Below are 21,150 nucleotides of genomic sequence, written 5' to 3'. Positions count from 1 at the left end.
ATCCGGGGTAAAAAAAAGGAAATCAGCATGCCCGTCCGTATCGAGCACCAGACCTGTTACTTCAAGATCGACGAAAGCGGCCAGGAGCAACGTCTCGACGCCACCGACGTGACCGTGAGCACAGACAGCGCAAAGTCCATGTCCTATGTGCAACTCCATGACCGGCGCCTCTACATCACCGAAGCTGAGGCGGATGCCTTGACCGTCGCAGGCGCCCAGGATGGTCGCAAGCATGTGAAGGCGACGGATGATGATTCGGTGATTTGACTGATCTGTATCCAGCTGGGCTGAATCACCGCTGCACTGTGCATGGCACTGGGTGCAGCAGATTGTCGCAGACGTTGCGTCACAGCCCATCTGATCCGCTTTTTATCGCCACAGCTGAGTCTGTTATGCAAACAGCGCCACGCGCATAGTTCATTGGCCTGATGGAGGCTGATGAGCGAACGACCATGAGCGAAAGAATCCCTACCGTGGAAACCTTTGAGCCCATCCACCCAAAGAAGGTGAAGGCCAAATCCAGCGACAACCTGATCCATACCCGCAGCTTCACCGGCCTGTTCCGCACCTTGCGCATGGCCGGTGCAGGCTTTCTGTTCCTGGCGTTTTTCGGCACCGTGTGGCTGAACTGGGGCGGGCGCCAGGCGGTGCTGTGGGACTTGGCGGAGAGTAAATTCCACATTTTTGGTGCGACCTTCTGGCCCCAGGACTTCATCCTGCTGTCGGCGTTGCTGATCATCTGCGCCTTTGGGCTGTTTGCCATCACCGTATTCGCCGGTCGTGTGTGGTGCGGCTATACCTGCCCACAGAGTTCGTTCACCTGGCTGTTCATGTGGTGCGAGAAGGTCACCGAAGGCGAACGCAACCAGCGCATCAAGCTGCAGGCGGCGCCCTGGAGTCTCAACAAACTGGCGCGGCGCTCGGCCAAGCACACCTTATGGCTGGGCATCAGTGTGCTGACCGGGTTGACCTTTGTCGGCTATTTCACACCGATCCGCCCCCTGGCCGCCGAACTGCTGAGTCTGCAGATGGGCGGGGTCAGTCTGTTCTGGGTGTTGTTCTTTACCGGCGCGACCTACCTCAACGCGGGCTGGCTGCGCGAAGCGGTGTGCATGCACATGTGCCCCTATGCGCGGTTCCAGAGTGTGATGTTCGATAAGGACACCCTGACCATTTCCTACGATGCGGCCCGTGGCGAACACCGTGGCCCGCGCAAACGCGAGGTCAAACCCTCCGACGTCGGGCTGGGCGATTGCATCGACTGCCAGCTGTGCGTACAGGTCTGCCCCACCGGCATCGACATCCGCGACGGCTTGCAAATGGAATGCATCGGCTGCGCGGCGTGCATCGACGCCTGCGACTCGATCATGGACAAAATGGGCTATGCCCGTGGCCTGGTCAGCTACACCTCTGAACATCAACTGCAAGGCGGCAAAACCCACCTGCTCAGGCCGCGCCTGATCGGCTACAGTGCCGTGCTGCTGGTGATGATCGCCGCACTGGTGGTGGCCCTGGTGGGGCGGCCGATGGTGTCGCTGGACGTCACCAAGGACCGTGGCATGTTCCGCGAGAACAGCCAGGGCTTGATCGAGAACATCTACAGCCTCAAGGTCATCAACAAGACCCAACAGCGCCAGGACTACCGCCTGGAACTGGAAGACGCCGCAGGCTTCCAGCTGCAAGGCAAGACCGAGATCAGCCTGGCACCGGGGGAAATCAGCGATATACCGGTGTCGGTGGTCCTGCTGGCGGACAAACCGACCACCAGCTCGCAGACCCTGCGCTTCAAGGTGACGGACATCGACGAGCCCTGGATCCATAGCGCCGCCGATAGCCGCTTTGTGGCGCCGATGAACCGATGAAAACCCAGTGTTGAAACGATGGCACTGACTGCTGCGCTTTTGATCTGCTTTTGATCTGCTTTTGATCTTGATCTTAGGCGCCCCGTTAAACCACGCTGGCCGAACACAGGCTTGAATCCGTGGGTAACCCGGCAGGACGCCGGGTTAGCCGCCCCGCGCCATGGATGGCGCGTGGCGGCGGCCCACGGATTCAAGCCTGTGTTCGGGCACACCGAGCCTGAGCGAGGTGCCGAGTGGTGGGGCAAAGCGTTTTTGGTTACTTTTGGCGCTCTTCCAAAAGTGACCCGCCGTAAGGGCGGAACCAAAAGCCGCCGTTACCGCAGCAATGGATATGTACACGACCCACATCCCGGTCGGCTGACAGACCGCCACGGGAGCAAGCTCCCTCGCCACAGGTTTCAACTTGGCACCGGGAGCAAGCCCCCTCCCACACTTTTAGCCGTGTTCATTCTAAAAAATCACCAAGGCCCCCATGAAACGCTACGAAAAATTCGCCGACGACATCGCAGAACTGATCCGCACCGGCGTCCTCGGCCCCGGCCAGCGCGTCCCATCGGTGCGCTATGCCAGCCAGACCTACGGCGTCAGCCCATCCACCGTGTTCCAGGCCTACTACCTGTTGGAGCGCCGCGGGCTGATCCGCGCACGACCGCGTTCGGGCTACTTCGTCAACACCCACGCCCCCCGCCCATTTTCCGAACCGGTCGTGAGCGAACACGTGCACGAGTCCACCGAAGTGGATGTGAGCGAACTGGTATTTTCGGTACTCGACTCCATCAAGGACCCGAACACCGTGCCCTTCGGCTCGGCCTTCCCCAGCCCCATGCTGTTCCCATTGCCACGCCTGGCGCGCTCCCTGACCAGCGCCAGCCGTGCGATGGACCCGCGCCTGGTGGTCACCGACATGTCGCCGGGCAACCCGCAACTGCGTCGGCAAATTGCCCTGCGCTACATGGTCGGCGGCCTGATGCTGCCCATGGAGGAGTTGCTGATCACCAACGGCGCCCTCGAAGCCCTGAACCTCTGCCTGCAAGCCGTGACCGAACCGGGCGACCTGGTAGCCATCGAGGCGCCCGCGTTCTATGCCTGCCTGCAAGTGCTGGAACGCTTGAAACTCAAGGCCGTGGAAATCCCCGTGCACCCGCGTGACGGCATCGACCTCAATGCCTTGTCACAAACCCTTGAGCGCTACCCGATCAAAGCCTGCTGGACCATGACCAGCTTTCAGAACCCCATGGGCGCGATACTGCCGCAAGCCAAGAAACAGGCGTTGGTGGAACTGTTGCGCAGCCACCAGGTGCCGTTGATCGAAGACGATGTCTACGCCGAGTTGTACTACGGGCAACAGCCGCCCAAACCGGCGAAAGCCTTCGACACCGAAGGCTTGGTGATGCACTGCGGCTCGTTTGCCAAGAGCCTGGCGCCGGGCTACCGCGTCGGCTGGGTGGCGGCCGGGCGCTTTGCACAGAAGGTCGAGCGCTTGAAGCTGATGACCTCGCTGTGCCCCTCCATGCCGGCGCAGGCGGCGATTGCCGACTACCTGCAACACGGCGGCTATGACCGGCACTTACGTAAATTGCGCTACGCCCTGGAAGAACAGCAGAGTGCCATGCTGGCCGCCATCGCCCGTTACTTCCCCGCACAGACGCGGGTCAGCCAACCGGCCGGCGGGTATTTCCTGTGGCTGGAACTGCCGGAGCAGACCGATTCGCTCAAGCTGTTCCAGATGGCCTTGGCCCAAGGCATCAGCATCGCGCCGGGGCCGATTTTTTCGGCAACCCAGCGCTTCAGAAATTGTATCCGCTTGAATTACGGCAGCCCCTGGACCGAGGCTTCAGAGAAGGCCATGGAGACGTTGGGAAAGATTGTGCGGTCGTTTTGAACGGGAACCACATTGCGAAATGAACCACATAAGGAAGCACGCCCATCCCACATCAAAGGGTGGGCAATCCTTCACTGAAAGCTGAGACTTCCCATGACTGTTTCTTCTCCTACCTACCTCAGGTCACTTCCGATTCCTCCCAACTACATGCGCGCAGAGGAACAGAAACAAGTCCGTGAAATGAACGGCCCGATGGGACGCCCCGACGGTGATCATCGCTCGGCGGACACAATCATCGATCGCAGTCCTGTACTGAGGAACTTTCTGGACAACCGCGACAATTATCACTTGCTCGATGACCTGAAACAGCAGGTCGGCGACTGGACAGCCGCCAACACCGATCCTGAGGCCAGAGCTAACGCGGCGTACGACCTGGACAAGGTATTGCGGTTCATCGATAACCTGGACGACCGCCAACTGAACAAAAGCCATAGCCGCAACGGGCAGATTGATGGCTTTTCCAGCAATGGTTTCAACACCGTGGATAACTCGGAAGCCAGCGTACTGAAAGAGTTTTCCACCAAAGGCTATTCAGCATTGAAGTCTTTGCACTCCTGAGGTTGAGCGGCCTTACCGGCCACCGCCTAAATCGAGAAACGTACCGGTGGTGTAGGACGCTTTATCCGACAAAAGCCAGATAATCGCCTCCGCCACCTCATCCGGGCGCCCGCCACGGGCCATCGGGATACCGGACTCCAGCTTGCTGACGCGGTCCGGGTCGCCACTGAGGGCATGGAAGTCAGTGAAAATGTAGCCGGGGCGCACCGCATTGACGCGAATGCCCTCGCCCGCCACTTCCTTTGACAGGCCAATGGTGAAGGTATCCAGAGCGCCCTTGGACGCCGCATAGTCGACATACTCACCCGGTGAACCCAGCCGCGCCGCCACCGACGACACGTTGACGATACTGCCGCCCTGCCCTCCGTGCCTTGGCGACATGCGCAGCAGCGCGTGCTTGGCACACAGGATCGGGCCCAGCACGTTGGTTTTCATGATTTTCAGGATACGGAATTCGGACATCTCATCGACCCGCGACTTGTGCCCCACCGTACCGGCGTTGTTGACCAGCGCGGTGACACGGCCCAGCTCGGTATCCACGCGATGAAACAGCGCGATCACCTCATCTTCAATGCTGACATCCGCCCGCACGGCGATCGCCTGCGCCCCTAGCGCGCGGACCTGTTCCAGCACGCGCAGGGCCGCGGCTTCATCCGACTGATAGTTGATGCAGATGCGATAACCCTGCCGGGCAGCCAGCAGTGCCGTCTCGGCGCCAATCCCTCGGCTACCTCCGGTGATAATGACGACTTTATCCATGGGTGCTGCCTCCTGATTCAACCAAACGTTTAGGGTTGAATCCAGAATACCTGTCACACCTCGTTCTTGTCAGGCGCTGCCGCGTCTTCGGCCCGCCGGATATCCGCCATGAACCTGTCGGCGGGTAACGGGTGGCCCAAAAAGTAGCCCTGCAGAGCGTTGCAGCCCAGGCGCGTCAGAAAGCTTTGCTGAACATCCGTTTCCACGCCTTCGGCAACGATGCGCAAGCCCAGGGCCTGACCCAGCGCGACGATCGCCGAAACGATCGCCGCATCGTCGCTGTCGTGTTCCAGGTCACGCACGAACCCCCGGTCGATCTTCAACTCGTTGGCCGGCAGGCGCTTGAGGTACATCAGGCTGGAATAGCCGGTGCCGAAGTCATCGATGGACAGGTCGACGCCCATGTCCGAGAGCTGCTGCAATACCGCCATACTGGCATCGGCGTCGCTCATCGCGGTGGTCTCGGTGATTTCCAGGGTCAGGCTATTGGCCGGCAATTGGTGACGGGCCAGGGCGGCGGCCACACTCTTGACCAACCCGGCATGGCAGAACTGCAATGCCGACAGGTTCACCGCGATCCGCCAATCCTGATAGCCCTCGGCGCGCCAGAGGGCCATCTGCCGACAGGCTTCATTGAGCACCCAGTCACCGATGGCAATGATCAAGCCGGTCTTTTCCGCCAATTCGATAAAAGTGGCAGGCAACAACAAGCCCTGTTGCGGATGCTCCCAACGCAGCAAGGCTTCGGCACCCACCGCCCGACCACTGAGCGCATCGAATTTGGGCTGGTAATGCAGGCGCAACTGCTGCTGTTCGATTGCGTTGCGCAGGTCCTGCAACAACTGCAGTTGTTTGCGCGCATTGGTGTTCATCGAGACATCGAAGAAGCTGTAGCCATTCTTGCCCATGCCCTTGGCGTGATACATGGCGGCATCGGCGTTCATCAACAGGTCTTCGGGGCTATTGCCATTGCCTGGGAACAACGCGATACCGACGCTGGCGGAGATCTGCAGGTCATGCTCGGCCACCCTGAACGTCCGGTTGATCAGGTCGACCTGGCGCGCGGCCAGGCTCATGGCGTCGTCTGGTTGCATCAGTTGCACCAGCAGCACGAACTCATCGCCACCGATACGAGCCAGGGTGTCCTGGCTGCGCAGGTCTTCGCGCAAGCGTACACCCACTTCGCGCAGCAGTTGGTCACCCATGTGGTGGCCGAAGGCATCGTTGACCGGTTTGAAACCGTCCAGGTCAATAAACATCAACGCGAAGCAGCCACCCTGCTCGTTCACCGTCTGCATCGCTTGCTGGATGCGGTCGGAAAGCAACATGCGGTTGGGCAACCCGGTGAGCATGTCGTGCAAGGCCAGGTGGGTCAGTTCCTGGTTGGCCAGCGTCAGGGAGTCGGCCAGCACGGCGGTACGCGCCTCCAGGCGAGCATCCAGCAACGAGGTCAACAAGGCGATGATCAGTACGGAGAGGCTGGTGACCAGCACCAGATTATCCAGGCCTTTGCCACTCAACCCCGACAATGCGGCGCCGCAATAACTGTCTTCGGCAAACTGGGCGGCCGCCATTCCGGTGTAGTGCATGCCGACGATGGCCACCCCCATGACCACTGCCGCGCCTGCGCGGGCCAAGCGGACATACGGCGTATTACGCCGCAGGTTGAAGGCGATCCACAACGCAGCGCCCGAGGCCACCACGGCGATCAGCAAAGATGCGCCAAACAGGCTGGGGTCGTAGTCGATGCCCGGGGTCATGCGCATCGCCGCCATCCCGGTGTAGTGCATGCTGCTGATACCCGCGCCCATCACCAACGCACCGAACCCCAGTTGCCAAACAGGCAGGCGTTGCTGGCTGACCAGCCACAGGGCAAAGCCGCTGGACAAGACCGCAATCAGCAACGATAGCGCGGTGATCTCGACGTCGAATCCCAATGCAAACGGCAGGCGCAAAGCCAGCATGCCGATAAAGTGCATGGACCACACCCCCACGCCCATCGCCAATGCGCCGCCGGTCATCCATAAATACACCGCACGACCCTGGGTGGTCGCGATGCGGCCGGCCATGTCCAGCGCGGTATAGGACGCCAGGATCGCCACGAACAGGGAAATCACCACCAGAGAGGGAGAATAACTACCGATGAGCATGGGTTTTCTCAGAACCGACGGGGCTGAAAAAAACCCGTACCAGATGGAAAAGGCGGCGATTGTAGCGAGAAAAATTATCGGCGGCTCGCTTAATCGTCAAAATGCCACTAGTGGCATTTGCCCCTGTAGGCGCGAGCTTGCTCGCGAAGAATTCACAGGCACCGCGTTCATTCAGGCAACACGCGTTATCGTTGAGGTTTTTCGCGAGCAAGCTCGCTTCTACATTCCAGTCGCTCCAAAAAGCCGGCCGCCGGGGCCCCGGCACCGCAACAACGGTTCGCCCCCTATCAGTCCTTGCCCTCTGCCGACGTATGCCCATCCCATCCCCCGCCCAACGCCGCTATCAACTGCACACTCGCCACCAGCCGAGTCTGCAGCAAGGTCAACACGGTGCGTTCATTACTCAAGGCTGTCGCCTGCACCGTGACCACATCCAGATAACCAATCAGCCCCGCCTTGTACTGGTTCTCGGTCAAGCGCAGCGATTCGCGGGCCGATTGCAGCGCTTCGTTGCTGACTACCGCCTCATCTTCCAGCACCTTCAACTGCACCATGTAGTTTTCAACTTCACGGAAACCATCGAGCACCGTCTGGCGATACTTGGCCACGGTCTCATCATAAGAGGCCATGGTACGGTCGACTTCCGCCGAGCGCTGGCCGCCATCCAACAGAGTCATGGCCAGTTTCGGCCCCACCGACCAGAAGCGGTTCGGCAGGCTGATCCAGTCAGCATAGGTGCTGCTGGAATAACCGCCCGCCAGACTTAACGTCAAATCCGGGTAATAAGCGGCTTTGGCCACACCGATATTGGCGTTGGCAGCGATTACCGAACGTTCGGCGGAGGCAATGTCCGGGCGACGCTCAAGCAACTGTGAAGGCACGCTGACCGGCACCTGCGGCAGCGTCGGAATGCTCTTGCTCACCGCCAGGTTGAAGTTGGCCGGAGCTTCGCCGATCAATACGGCGATGGCATTTTCCAGCTGCGCGCGCTGCCAGATCAGATCGATCAGGCTGGCCTGGGTGGTCTTGAGCTGGGTTTGCGCCTGGGCGATGGCCGCCTTGTCCGACACACCGGCGCGGTATTGGTTTTCGGTCATTTTCAGCGAGCGCTGGTAAGTCTCCAGCGTGGCTTGCAACAGGCGGGTCTGTTCATCCATGACGCGCAGTTGCAGGTAGTCCTGCACCAGCTCTGACTGCTGGCTCAAACGCATCGCCGCCAGGTCCGCCGAGCTGGCCTCGGCGGTGGCTTCGTTGGCCTCCAGGCCACGGCGCAGCTTGCCCCACACATCCGCCTCCCAGCTCACCCCCAGTTGGGCGTTGAGGGTGTCGCGGATGCCGCTGCTGGAGCTGCTGAGGCTGGCGCTGCTGCTGCCGGTGCCCTGGCTGGCGCGGGTTTTCCCGACGCTCAAGTCAACCGTGGGGAAAAACGCCCCACGGGCGCTGCGCACCTGGGCCTGGGCCTGGCGAAAGCGCGCTTCGGCCTGGGCTACGGTCTGGTTGGAATTATTCAGGCGTTCCACCAGTTCATTCAGTTGGCGATCACCGTACAACTCCCACCAGGCCCCACGGGCCAGGGCGTCGCTGGGGGTCGCCTGGCGCCAGCCCTGGGCTTGCTTGAATTGCGCGGGCTCGGCAACGTCCGGGCGCTTGTAGTCCGGGCCGATGGCACAGGCGCTGAGCAAAGCGCCGCAGAGCACCAGGCCGGCCAGGCGGGAACCACGGGGCATGCTCATGGCCAATTGGGCAAAGGTTGAATCGGTCATAGCGCAGTGTCCAAGGCAGCATCGGTACGCACGCCGCGCCAGGCGTTGAAACGGTGGCGCGCGCGGTCGAGATAGAGGTAGACCACCGGAGTGGTGTAAAGGGTCAGGATCTGGCTGAACACCAGCCCGCCGATGATCGTCAGGCCCAGAGGCTGGCGCATTTCCGCACCATCGCCGGCGCCGAGCAGCAACGGCAAGGCACCGAGGATGGCGGCCAGCGTGGTCATCAGGATCGGCCGCAGGCGCAACAGGCAGGCGCTGCGAATCGATTCCAGCGGGCTCATGCCGTCATGACGTTCCAGTTGCAGGGCCAGGTCGATCATCAGGATCGCGTTTTTCTTCACCACCCCGATCAACAGGAACAGCCCCAGCAAGGAGATCAGGCTGAACTCGCCGCCCAGCAGGTAGATGGAGAGCAATGCGCCCACCCCCGCCGACGGCAAGGTCGACAGGATCGTCAGAGGGTGAATGTAGCTTTCATACAGAATGCCCAACACCAGGTACACCGCCACCAACGCGCCGAGGATCATGAACGGCTGGCCCTTCTGGGTCGCCGCAAACGCATCGGCCGTGCCGGCCATCTTGGCGATCACATCTTCCGGCAAACCGACCTTGGCCACCGCTCGTTCGATGGCGGCAGTGCCCTGCTCCACCGTCACGCCAGGCGCCAGGTCGAAGGCGATGTTTTCCGAGGCGAACTGGCCCTCGTGCCGCACGGTATCGGCGGCCAGGCTGTTTTCGTAATGAGCGATGGTGGACAACGGCACCCGCGCACCCGTGGAGGTGATCACCTGCATCTGATTGAGGGTGATCGGGTCCTGGGCATATTTCGGGTTGACCTCCATCACCACCTGATACTGGTTGAGGCTGTCGTAGATGGTGGAAATCTGCCGCTGGCTGTAAGCGTTATTCAGCACCGCCGTGACCATGCTCATGTCGATGCCCAGGCGCTTGGCCTGGTCGCGGTCGACGATCAATGTCACCTGTGCGGCGCCACGGCCTTCACGGGCGTCGATGGCCGTCAGTTCCGGCAGTGAGTGGAACGCCGCCACCACTTTCGGAAACCACGTGCGCAACGCGGCCAGATCCCCGCTTTGCAGGATGTAGGAATACTGCGCACTGCTCTGGTCACGGCTGCCGCCAAATTGCAGGTCCTGGTCGGCCATCAGGAACAGGCGCCCGCCCGGCACCAACGGTACATCCTTGCGCAAACGCTCGATGACCGCCTGGGCCGAGATCTTGCGCTCGGCAATGGGCTTGAGGCGCACCAGCATCACCGCGTTATTGGTACCGTTGTTGCCGCCGATAAACCCGGCCACGCTGAGCACGGCCGGGTCCTTGAGGATGGCCTTGCGGAAGGTTTCCATCTTCGGCTGCATCACGCCGAACGAAAGCCCGTCGTCACCGCGCACAAACCCGATCAACTGGCCGGTGTCCTGCTGCGGCATGAAGGTCTTGGGCACGACCACGTACAGCGCAATGTTGACCCCCACGGTGATCAACAGGCTCAGCAGTGTGAGGCGCCGATGACGCAACACCCAGTCCAGGCTGGTGGCATACGCCGCGACCATGCGGTCGTTGACCCGCTGGCTCCAGCGCTGCAAACCGGTCATGTGCCCTTTGACATGGGGCTTGAGCCAACGGGCGCAGAGCATCGGGGTCAAGGTCAGCGACACAACCAGCGAGACAATGATCGCCGAGGACAAGGTGATGGAAAACTCACGGAACAGGCTGGTGACGATACCGCCCATAAACAGGATGGACAGGAACACCGCCACCAGCGACACGTTCATCGACAATAACGTAAAGCCGACTTCCTGGGCGCCCAGGTAGGCCGCCTTCATCGGCGGCACGCCGTCGTCGATATGCCGGGAGATGTTCTCCAGCACCACAATGGCATCGTCCACCACCAGCCCGGTGGCCAGGATCAACGCCATCAGCGAGAAATTGTTCAGCGAAAAGCCGAACAGGTACATCACCGCAAAGGTCCCCACCAACGACACCGGCACCGCCAGGGTCGGGATCAGCGAGGCGCGGAAGTTACCCAGGAACAGGTACACCACCAGCACCACCAGGGCCACCGCAATCAGCAAGGTCATCTCGGCTTCATGCAGGGTGGCGGTGATCACCGGCGAGCGGTCCATGGCCAGGTTGAGCTTGACGCTGGACGGCAGCACCGCTTGCAAGGCCGGCAACTGGGCCTTGATCTGGCGCACCGTCTCGATGATGTTCGCGCCGGACTGGCGGTTGATCACCAGCAGCACCGCCGCATCATTGTTGAAGAAGCCGCTGTTGTAGCGGTCTTCCACGCCATCGCTGATCTTGGCCACATCGCCCAGGCGCAAGGCAGCACCGTTCTGGTAGCGGATCAGCAGCGGCTCGTAGTCCTTGGCCTTTTCCAACTGGTCATTGGCCTGGATCTGCCAGTTGCGTTCGCTGTCTTCCAGGGAGCCCTTGGGCCGGCGCTGGTTGGCATTGGCGATGGTGTTGCGCACGTCATCCAGGGCCACGCCATACTGGTCGAGGGCCTTGGGCTCAAGCTCGATACGCACCGCAGGCAGGGAGCTGCCACCGATCTGCACTTCGCCCACACCCGGCACCTGGGACAGGCTCTGGGACAGGATGGTCGAAGCCAGGTCGTACAGCTCGCCCTTTTGCAGCACATCGGAGGTCAGCGACAGCACCATGATCGGTGCCTGCGACGGGTTGATCTTCTTGTAGGTCGGCATGCTGCGCATGCCGCTGGGCAGCAGATTGCGCGAGGCGTTGATCGCCGCCTGGACTTCCCGTGCGGCGCCGTTGATATCACGCCCGGAGTCGAATGCGAGGATCACCCGCGTAGAGCCCTGGCTCGACGAACTGCTCATAGTGGTAATGCCGGCAATCGCGCCGAACGAACGCTCCAGCGGCGTCGCCACGGTCGATGCCATCACCTCGGGGCTGGCACCGGGCAAGCTGGCCGACACCACGATCACCGGGAAATCGATCTGCGGCAGCGGCGACACCGGTAACAGGTTGAAACTCACGCCGCCCAGCAACAGGATCGCCAGGCTCAGCAGCATGGTAGCGACCGGCCTGAGGATGAAAGGTCCGGACAGGTTCATGACTCAACCGGCTCCAGGCTTTGCGGCTCTTTGCGCCAACGACGGCCAAGGCGGTCGAAGTACAGGTAGATCACCGGCGTGGTGAACAGGGTCAGGACCTGGCTCACCAGCAAACCACCGACCATCACCAGCCCGAGCGGCTGGCGCAACTCCGCACCGGAGCCGGTGGCCAGCATCAGCGGCACCGCGCCGAACAACGCGGCCAGGGTGGTCATCAGGATCGGCCGGAAACGCAAGAGCGCCGCCTGATAGATCGCCGTCTGCGGGTCCAGGCCCTGGTTGCGTTCGGCGTCGAGGGCGAAGTCGATCATCATGATCGCGTTCTTTTTCACGATACCGATCAGCAGGATGATGCCGATGATCGCGATCATGCCCAGGTCATTGCCGCTGAGCAGCAACGCCAGCAAAGCCCCCACGGCGGCGGACGGCAAGGTCGACAGGATGGTGATCGGGTGAATGTAGCTCTCGTACAGCACGCCCAGCACGATATACATGGTGACCACCGCCGCCAGGATCAGCAGCAAGGTGCTCGACAGTGACGCTTCGAAGGCCTGGGCCGCCCCCTGGAACTGGGTCTGCACGCCGATCGGCATGCCGATGTCCTTCTGGGTCTGGTTGATCAGCTCCACGCCTTTGCCCAACGCGACGCCAGGGGCCAGGTTGAACGACATCATCACCGCCGGGAACTGGCCGATGTGGGCTATCGCCAGTTGGGCCTGGCGCTGTTCCACATGGGCCAGGCTCGACAGCCGCACCTGGCCGCCGTCGGTGGTTTTCACGTGGATCTGGTTCAGCGCCGCCGGGCCCAGGGTTTCACCGGATTGGGCCTGCAGGACCACGCGGTATTGGCTGGCCTGGGTGTAGATGGTGGAAATCTGCCGCTGGCCGAACGCATCGTACAGCGCATCGGTGATGGTCGACACGCTGACGCCCAGGCGCGAGGCCGCATCGCGGTCGATCACCAGGAACACCTGCAAGCCCTTATCCTGCAGGTCACTGGCGACGTCGGTAAGCTCCGGCAGCTGGCTGAGAGCGTGCACTAGTTTGTCACTCCACAGCGCCAGCAGCTCGGCGTCCGGTGAGGACATGCTGAACTGGTATTGCGTGCGGCTGACGCGGTCTTCGATAGTCAGATCCTGCACCGGCTGCATGAACAGGCGGATCCCCACCAGCTTGTCGATTTGCGGTTGCAGGCGGGTAATCACCTGGGCCGCGCTCAAGTTGCGCTGCCCATGGGGCTTGAGATTGATCAGCAAGCGGCCGCTGTTGAGGGTGGCGTTGTCGCCATCTACGCCAATGTAGGACGAAAGGCTTTGCACCGCCGGGTCAGCCAGGATGATCTTGGCCAACTCCTGCTGGCGCTGGCTCATGGCCGCAAAGGAAATCGACTGCGGCGCCTCGGAAATCCCCTGGATCACGCCGGTGTCCTGCACCGGGAAGAAACCCTTGGGCACCACCAGGTACAGGAATACCGTCAAGCCCAGGGTGGCGACGGCCACCAGCAAGGTCAGCGGTTGATGCTTGAGCACCCACTGCAATTTGCGCCCATAGGCTTCGATCAGCCAGTCGATCCAGGCGCCGCTGGCCTTGTAGAAGCGGCCCTGCTCGGCTTCCTTGGGTTCGCGCTTGAGCAGACGTGCGCACATCATCGGCGTGAGGGTCAGGGACACCACCAGGGAAATCAGGATCGCCACCGCCAGGGTAATGGCGAATTCACGGAACAGCCGCCCGACCACATCGGCCATGAACAGCAGCGGAATCAGTACCGCGATCAGCGACAGGGTCAGGGAGACCAGGGTGAAGCCGATCTGCTTGGCACCCTTGAGTGCCGCCGCCAGTGGCGTCTCGCCCTCCTCGATATAACGCGAAATGTTCTCCAGCATCACGATCGCATCATCCACCACGAAACCGGTGGCGATGGTCAGGGCCATCAGCGTCAGGTTGTTGATGGAGAAACCCGCCAGGTACATCACGCCAAAGGTGCCGACCAGCGACAGCGGCACGGCGATCGACGGAATGATCGTGGCGCTGAAACGACGCAGGAACAGGAAGGTCACCATTACCACCAAGGCAATGGCGATGAGCAGTTCATGTTGCACGTCGGTGACGGAGGCACGGATGGTCTGGGTGCGGTCGGTCAGCACCGTCACATCGAGGCCGGCCGGCAGGTTGTCGGTGATGCTCGGCAACAGCGCCTTGATGCGGTCCACCACTTCGATCACGTTGGCGCCCGGCTGGCGCTGGATATTCAACAGCACGGCCTGGTTTTCGTTGGCCCAGGCGGCCAGACGCTCGTTTTCGGCGCCGTCGACGATCTGTGCCACGTCTTTCAGGCGCAGCGGCGCGCCCTTGTTGTAGGCCAGGATCAGTTCGGCATATTGCTGCGGTGAGACCAACTGGTCGTTGGCGTCGAGCATCGACACACGGGTCGGCCCGTCGAAGTTACCCTTGGGCTGGTTGACGTTGGACGCGGCGATCAGGGTGCGCACGTCCGACAGGTTCAACCCGTTGGCCGCCAGCGCTTCAGGGTTGACCTTGATGCGCACGGCCTGGCGCTGGCCACCGGCGATGCTGACCATGCCGACACCGCTGATCTGCGCGATTTTCTGCGCCATGCGTGTATCGACCAGGTCATTGAGCTTGGGCAGCAACATGGTCTTGGAGGTGATGGCCAGGGTCAGTACCGGAGTGTCCGCCGGGTTGACCTTGTTGTACACCGGCGGTGCCGGCAGATCCTTGGGCAGCAGGTTGGTGGCGGCGTTGATCGCGGCCTGTACCTGTTGCTCGGCGACATCCATGTTGATGTCGAGGTTGAAACGCAGGGTCAGCACCGACGCGCCGCCGGAGCTGGTGGATGCCATCTGGGTCAGGCCGGGCATCTGGCCGAACTGGCGCTCCAGGGGCGCGGTGACGGCGCTGGTCATCACGTCCGGGCTGGCGCCGGGGTACAGGGTCATCACCCGGATGGTCGGGTAGTCCACCTGGGGCAGTGCCGATACCGGCAGCAAGCGATAAGCGATGATGCCGGCCAGGACAATGGCCAGCATGCTCAGGGTGGTGGCGACCGGGCGAAGGATAAACAGCCGCGACAGGTTCATGAACCGACCTTTTGCGCCTTGCCGGCGTCAGCACCGGTCTTCTCTTTTGCTGCGGGTTTGCCTTGCAGGTGCTCGGTCGGGGTGGTCGGCACTTCGCTGCTGTCGTTGACCACTTCGATTTCGCTGCCATCCTTCAAGCGGTCGGTGCCTTCCAGCACCACACGGTCACCGGCGACCAGACCTTCCTTGATCACCGTGTTGTCGCCATCGGAATCACCGACCACCAACGGCTGCATCTTGACCTTCTTGTCGCCGTCGAGCTTGTAGACAAAGGTGCCGTTATTGCCGAACTGGATCGCGGCGGACGGTGCCAACACCACATTGTGCAGGGTGTCGGCCAGCAGGTGCACATTGACGAACTGGTTGGGGAACAGCGCCTGATCCTTGTTATCGAAGCGCGCCTTGAACTTCAGGGTGCCGGTGGTGACGTCGATCTGGTTGTCGAGGCTCTGCAACACACCGACGGCCTGTTTCTTTACGTCGCCACGGTCCCAGGCTTCCACGGGCAACTTGTTGCCGGCGTGAAAGCGGGCGAGCACGGTGTCGAGGGTGTTTTCCGGCAGGGTGAAGACCACGCTGATCGGCTGGGTTTGAGTGATCACTGCAAGGAAGGTGGTGTCATTGGCGGACACCAGGTTGCCCACGTCGACCTGACGCAAGCCCACTCGCCCACTGATGGGGGCGCGGATCTTGGTGAATTCGAGGTTGAGTTTGGCGTCGTCTACCGCGCCCTGGTTGGTCTTGACCGTGCCCTGGTATTGCAGGACCAGCGCTTCGGCAGTGTCCAGGGTTTGCTTGGCAATACTGTCCTGGGCATACAAGTCGCGATAACGCTGCACATCGACCTGGGCGTTTTTCAACTGGGCCTGGTTCTGCAACAGCGTGCCCTGGGCCTGGAGCAAGGCGTTCTGGTAACTGCGCGGGTCGATTTCCGCCAAAAGGTCGCCGGCCTTGACCATCTGCCCTTCTTCAAAGGCGATCTTCACCAACTCACCGCCCACCCGGCTGCGTACATTGATGGTATTGAGGGCGGTGACCGTGCCCAATGCCTTGTAGTACACCGGGAACTCCCCTTGCACCGCCGGTGCCACGCGCACCGGGATCGGGCCGGTGGAGCCGCCAAAGCCCGGCCGCATCATCCCCGACTTGCCGGCGCGGCCTTCCGACTTCGGTGCGGCGGCGTCCTTGTGGCTGCTGCCAGGCCAGAACTTCCAGCACAGGCCGGCGATGACCAGCAGCACAAACAGGCCGAACAACCAACGGCGGGACTTACGGGGGGAGGATTGCATGGATTGATCAACCATTGGGCGCGAGAGCTTCTTCTTTGGGAGGCTGAAAGATAAGCACTGGGGCGCATTAAGAAAAGCGCCTTTACCGGCTATTTACCTTGGACTTACAAGTTTTAACTTCTGAGCTTAGTCGGCCCGCTATTTCGCTAAGCATCTGAGACGCAAATAAAAACGGCCTGGACTAGGCCAGGCCGCAAGCATGCATCACGCGTGTTACTGCAAAACGACAGTCACGCGCAGAAACAGTTACTTCAAAACAGCCAGGGCTGCTTCGTAGTTCGGTTCCTGGCCGATTTCGGAAACCAGCTCGCTGTGCAGCACGTTGTTGTTTTCGTCCAGTACCACCACGGCACGCGCGGTCAGGCTGCGCAGCGGGCCATCAACGATGTTTACGCCGTAGTCTTCGGAGAACGCAGCGCTGCGGAAGTCCGACAGGTTCTTCACGTTTTCCAGGCCTTCGGAACCGCAAAAACGCGCTTGGGCGAATGGCAGGTCCGAGGAGATGCACAGCACGACAGCGTTGCTCAGGTCATTGGCCTGGGCGTTGAACTTGCGCACCGAAGTCGCGCAGGTCGGCGTGTCGACGCTTGGGAAGATATTCAGCACTTTGCGCTTGCCGGCGAAGGTCGCCAGGGTGGCGTCCGACAGGTCAGCGGCAGTCAGGGTGAAGTCTGGGGCCTGGGAGCCGACTTGCGGCAGTTCGCCTTCAACTTTCACAGGGTTACCACGAAGGGTGACTTGAGCCATGAACAGAATCCTTATGCTGGTTTATTGAAACGAATTCGAGAGGCGGAAGTTAACCACAAAGTCCCGTCGCTACCTACCGCCGTACACAAATTGTCATGTCGTGCCGTTGTGGTTTAATTGCGCGCTTTCGCCCGCCCCTCAAGGAACTCGTCGTTGATGAATCAGCCCGCCACCAAAGTCCTGGTCATTGGTTACGTCTGGCCGGAACCCCGTTCTTCTGCCGCAGGCGGGCATATGATGCAGATCCTGGAGAGCTTTCTTACACAAGGTTGGGACATTACCTTCAGTAGCCCCGCCACCATTGGCGAACATAAGGCCGACCTGCCGGCACTGGGCATTGCCGAACGCGCCATCGAACTCAATAACAGCAGTTTCGATGACTTTATCCGCGAACTGGCCCCGGATATCGTGCTGTTCGACCGTTTCATGATGGAAGAACAGTTCGGCTGGCGCGTGGAAAAATGCTGCCCGGATGCCCTGCGCGTACTGGAAACCTCAGACCTGCAAAGCCTGCGCGATGCGCGCCATCAGCGCCTCAAGGAGCATCTCAAGGCTGACCCCGACGGTGATGACTTCAGCGCCCTGTTCTGCGCCGATTTGCAACCGGCATTCCAATGCATGGCCGACACCGACCTGGCCAAGCGCGAGATCGCCGCGATTTACCGCTGTGACATCAGCCTGATGATCTCCGACCTGGAAATCCGCCTGCTCACCGAGCAGTTCAAGGTGCCGGCGGCCCTGCTCCATTGGTGCCCGCTGATGATGGCGCCCCCTACCGAGCCCTTTGCGCCCTTTGAAGACCGTGCGCACTTCCTCAGCATCGGCAACTTCCGCCACGCCCCGAACTGGGATGCGGTGCTCTGGATGAAAAACAGCCTCTGGCCGCTGATCCGCCAGCAATTGCCCGGCGTCCAGCTGCATATCTACGGCGCCTACACCCCGCCCAAAGCCACGGCCCTGCACAACCCAGCCCAGGGTTTCCATGTGATGAACTGGGCCGAAGACGCCTTGCAGGTGATGACCGCAGCGCGTATCTGCCTGGCGCCCTTGCGCTTCGGTGCCGGCATCAAAGGCAAACTGGCGGATGCCATGCTTTGCGGCACCCCGAACATCACCACGCCGATCGGCGCCGAAGCCATGGGCGACGAGCAACCCTGGCCCGGCATGATCGAGCAGAGTGCATCCGCCCTGGCTGCGGCGGCCGTGGCGTTGTATCAAGACCGCGAGCGCTGGACCCAGGCCCAGGAAAACGGCCGCCAGCTACTGGCCCGGCGCTATGATCAGAACGTCCACGGCCCGGCGTTGGTGGCGTGCCTGGAGGAGTGCCGCAGCCGGCTTGCGGCCCATCGACGGGATAACTTCACCGGCAGCATGCTGCGTCACCATGCCCATAAAAGCACCCAGTACATGTCCCAGTGGATTGAGGCAAAAAACCGCCTGCCTTAAACGCCGAGGCTGGCGAGGTTGCATGCAACGGGGCATTATCCTACGCAGCAACCACAATAAAGCGACGGCAGCATGACCCGAGCAACGCGAATCACCGACCCTTCCTACGAGCTGATGGACGACCACAACGGCCTGTCCATCATCTATCGCCAGCATGGTTTCCCCTGCCCCCTGGTGCGCTGGCACTTCCACAAGGAATACGAGCTGCACCTGATCGTCGCCAGCTCCGGCAAGGTGTTTATCGGGGACTATATCGGCAATTTCTACCCGGAAAGCCTGTTCCTCACCGGCCCTAACCTGCCCCACAACTGGATCAGCCAGGTGGAGGAAGACGAGGTGGTGCCCAAGCGCGACATGCTGGTGAATTTCACCGATGAGTTGCTGGAGAACGGCAGCCAGATCTTTACCGAACTCAAGACCTTGGCGCCGCTGTTGGAGCGGGCACAGTACGGCATCGAATTTCGCTGCAAAAAGACCATCGCCCAAGCCATGACCTTGATGCAACGTATCGAAGACGCCCAGGGCATGGCGCGCCTGGGGCACTTCTTCATCCTGCTGGAGGTGCTCAGCGCCTGCGAGGACTACCAGTTGCTCTCGGGCGTCACCACCCCGCAACTGGCGGATGAACACAGCATCGACCGCACCAACCGCGCGGTGGACTATATCTTTGCTCACTACGCACGCGAGCTGCCGCTGGAAGAAGTGGCGGACTACCTGGGGATGAAGCCGACCTATTTTTCAAGGGTCTTCAAACAGGCCACCGGGCGCACGTTTATCGAATTCGTCAATCGACTGCGCATCAGCAAATCCTGCGAACTGCTGGCCGACGGCGATAAAGCGGTGACGGATGTATGTTTTGAATCCGGCTTCAACAACATCTCCAACTTCAACCGACGCTTTCAGCAGCTCAAGGGCATGACCCCATCCCACTATCGGCGTTTGGCGGTGCAGCGGTTGACTGAGCAGAACCTGGCCTGAAGCTTTCAGTTACCGGCCGCGAGTGCAAAAAAGTATCAGCCGAAGTGCTCCCAAGGATTTGTCACCTCCCCATTTCAAGGCTGTAATCAACGCACACTCTTCCTGACTCTCTGTGGGAAGACACAACAACAATAACTGTCCTTCTGTAGCCCTCTGGGCGCGGAAATGGAGTGCGCGATGAAGTTCACAGCAAAATCTCTGCTTGCCTTTACTTGCATGACCACCTGCATGACCCTCAGCGCCGTCAGCCTTGGCGCGCAAACCCTGACCATCGCCACCGTGAACAACAGCGACATGATCCGCATGCAAAAGCTCTCGAAAACCTTCGAGACCGAGCATCCGGAGATCAAGCTGAACTGGGTGGTGCTCGAAGAAAACGTATTGCGCCAACGCTTGACCACCGACATCGCCACCCAGGGCGGGCAGTTCGACGTGTTGACCATCGGCATGTACGAAGCTGCACTCTGGGGCGCCAAAGGCTGGCTGGAGCCGATGAAGGATCTGCCGGCGTCCTACGACCTCGACGACGTATTCCCTTCGGTGCGTGACGGCCTGTCGGTCAAAGGCTCGCTGTACGCGTTGCCTTTCTACGCCGAAAGCTCGATCACCTATTACCGCACCGACCTGTTCAAGGACGCCGGGCTGACGATGCCCGAACATCCCACCTGGACCCAGATCGGCGAATTCGCCGCCAAACTCACCGACAAGACCAAAGAGCAGTACGGCCTGTGCCTGCGTGGCAAAGCCGGTTGGGGCGAGAACATGGCGCTGATCACCACCCTGGCCAACGGCTACGGCGCACGCTGGTTCGATGAGAAGTGGCAGCCGGAATTCAATGGGCCTGAGTGGAAGGACGCGCTGACCTTCTACGTCGACAACATGAAGAAATCCGGTCCGCCCGGTGCGTCCAGCAATGGTTTCAACGAAAACCTGGCGCTGTTCAACAGCGGCAAATGCGCGATCTGGGTCGACGCCAGCGTGGCCGGCTCATTTGTCACCGACAAAACCCAGAGCAAGGTGGCTGACCACGTCGGCTTCACCTTCGCCCCCCACGAGAAAACCGATAAGGGCACGTCCTGGCTGTACTCGTGGAGCCTGGCGATCCCGACCAGCTCCAAAGCCAAGGACGCCGCCAAGGTGTTCACCAGTTGGGCCACCTCCAAGGAATACAGCCAACTGGTGGCCAAGACCGACGGCATCGCCAATGTGCCGCCAGGCACGCGCAAGTCGACCTACAGCGACGAATACATGAAGGCCGCGCCGTTCGCCAAGGTGACGCTGGAATCGCTGAAAGTCGCCGACCCGACCAAACCGACGCTCAAGCCGGTGCCGTATATCGGTATCCAGTTGGTGACCATTCCTGAGTTCCAGGCGATTGGTACCCAGGTTGGCAAGTTCTTCTCCGGTGCGCTGACGGGCCAGCAGACGGTGGACCAGGCCTTGAGCGCCGCGCAAACCACCACCGAGCGTGAAATGAAGCGGGCCGGTTACCCCAAGTAACCCAGGCATCTCAC

General features: G+C 61.1%; 14 protein-coding genes. 7 read left to right on the top strand and 7 right to left on the bottom strand.

Going from position 1 to position 21,150, the window contains the following annotated elements:
* Nucleotides 1-27 precede the first annotated feature (27 nt).
* The 4 genes from JBE38_RS04710 (at nucleotide 28) to JBE38_RS04695 (ending at nucleotide 4,302) form a co-directional block, all read left to right on the top strand.
* Nucleotides 28-267: a DUF3203 family protein gene (locus JBE38_RS04710; RefSeq protein ID WP_205343688.1), complete on the top strand. Its 240-nt coding sequence runs from the start codon at nucleotides 28-30 to the stop codon at nucleotides 265-267.
* Between the two features lie 185 nt (nucleotides 268-452).
* Nucleotides 453-1,862 (top strand): cytochrome c oxidase accessory protein CcoG, encoded by a 1,410-nt coding sequence (ccoG, locus tag JBE38_RS04705; protein ID WP_060757041.1) that lies wholly within the window; start codon nucleotides 453-455, stop codon nucleotides 1,860-1,862.
* 472 nt (nucleotides 1,863-2,334) lie between these two features.
* A complete protein-coding gene (mapR, locus tag JBE38_RS04700) occupies nucleotides 2,335-3,744 on the top strand; it encodes a GntR family transcriptional regulator MpaR (protein WP_205343687.1) in 1,410 nt (469 codons plus the stop codon).
* A gap of 93 nt (nucleotides 3,745-3,837) precedes the next feature.
* Nucleotides 3,838-4,302, top strand: a complete 465-nt coding sequence (locus tag JBE38_RS04695; protein WP_235863271.1) for a hypothetical protein — start codon at nucleotides 3,838-3,840, stop codon at nucleotides 4,300-4,302.
* Between the two features lie 12 nt (nucleotides 4,303-4,314).
* On the opposite strand, the gene JBE38_RS04690 is transcribed toward JBE38_RS04695, so the two are convergent.
* The 7 genes from JBE38_RS04690 to tpx form a co-directional block, all read right to left on the bottom strand.
* Complete coding sequence (locus JBE38_RS04690) at nucleotides 4,315-5,061, bottom strand: SDR family oxidoreductase (protein WP_060757043.1); 747 nt, start codon at nucleotides 5,059-5,061, stop codon at nucleotides 4,315-4,317.
* Between the two features lie 53 nt (nucleotides 5,062-5,114).
* A complete protein-coding gene (locus tag JBE38_RS04685; protein ID WP_090371382.1) occupies nucleotides 5,115-7,211 on the bottom strand; it encodes a putative bifunctional diguanylate cyclase/phosphodiesterase in 2,097 nt (698 codons plus the stop codon).
* A 287-nt stretch (nucleotides 7,212-7,498) separates the two neighbouring features.
* A complete protein-coding gene (locus JBE38_RS04680) occupies nucleotides 7,499-8,974 on the bottom strand; it encodes an efflux transporter outer membrane subunit (protein ID WP_090371384.1) in 1,476 nt (491 codons plus the stop codon).
* Complete coding sequence (locus tag JBE38_RS04675) at nucleotides 8,971-12,078, bottom strand: efflux RND transporter permease subunit (protein ID WP_060757046.1); 3,108 nt, start codon at nucleotides 12,076-12,078, stop codon at nucleotides 8,971-8,973. Before JBE38_RS04675 ends, JBE38_RS04680 begins: the two co-directional genes overlap by 4 nt.
* Entirely contained in the window at nucleotides 12,075-15,176 is a 3,102-nt protein-coding gene (locus JBE38_RS04670; protein ID WP_090371387.1) for an MdtB/MuxB family multidrug efflux RND transporter permease subunit, read from the bottom strand. Before JBE38_RS04670 ends, JBE38_RS04675 begins: the two co-directional genes overlap by 4 nt.
* Nucleotides 15,173-16,480, bottom strand: coding sequence for an MdtA/MuxA family multidrug efflux RND transporter periplasmic adaptor subunit (locus JBE38_RS04665; RefSeq protein ID WP_090371390.1), 1,308 nt, complete (start codon nucleotides 16,478-16,480; stop codon nucleotides 15,173-15,175). The genes JBE38_RS04670 and JBE38_RS04665 overlap by 4 nt, the downstream gene beginning before the upstream one ends.
* Nucleotides 16,481-16,711: 231 nt before the next feature.
* Nucleotides 16,712-17,212 (bottom strand): thiol peroxidase, encoded by a 501-nt coding sequence (tpx, locus tag JBE38_RS04660; RefSeq protein WP_205343686.1) that lies wholly within the window; start codon nucleotides 17,210-17,212, stop codon nucleotides 16,712-16,714.
* Nucleotides 17,213-17,368: 156 nt separating this feature from the next.
* Between tpx and JBE38_RS04655 the strand changes: the two genes are divergently transcribed.
* The 3 genes from JBE38_RS04655 (at nucleotide 17,369) to JBE38_RS04645 (ending at nucleotide 21,136) form a co-directional block, all read left to right on the top strand.
* Nucleotides 17,369-18,658 (top strand): glycosyltransferase, encoded by a 1,290-nt coding sequence (locus JBE38_RS04655; RefSeq protein ID WP_090371394.1) that lies wholly within the window; start codon nucleotides 17,369-17,371, stop codon nucleotides 18,656-18,658.
* 72 nt (nucleotides 18,659-18,730) lie between these two features.
* Nucleotides 18,731-19,636 (top strand): AraC family transcriptional regulator, encoded by a 906-nt coding sequence (locus tag JBE38_RS04650; protein WP_060757051.1) that lies wholly within the window; start codon nucleotides 18,731-18,733, stop codon nucleotides 19,634-19,636.
* 216 nt (nucleotides 19,637-19,852) lie between these two features.
* Nucleotides 19,853-21,136, top strand: a complete 1,284-nt coding sequence (locus JBE38_RS04645) for an ABC transporter substrate-binding protein (RefSeq protein WP_446731243.1) — start codon at nucleotides 19,853-19,855, stop codon at nucleotides 21,134-21,136.
* Nucleotides 21,137-21,150: the final 14 nt, after the last annotated feature.

Source organism: Pseudomonas sp. ICBG1301 (genome assembly GCF_016918385.1).
GTDB classification, from domain to species: Bacteria; Pseudomonadota; Gammaproteobacteria; order Pseudomonadales; family Pseudomonadaceae; genus Aquipseudomonas; species Aquipseudomonas palleroniana.
The sequence above is the reverse complement of the archived record's forward strand: the minus strand, read 5'-3'. Positions and strand labels throughout refer to the sequence as shown.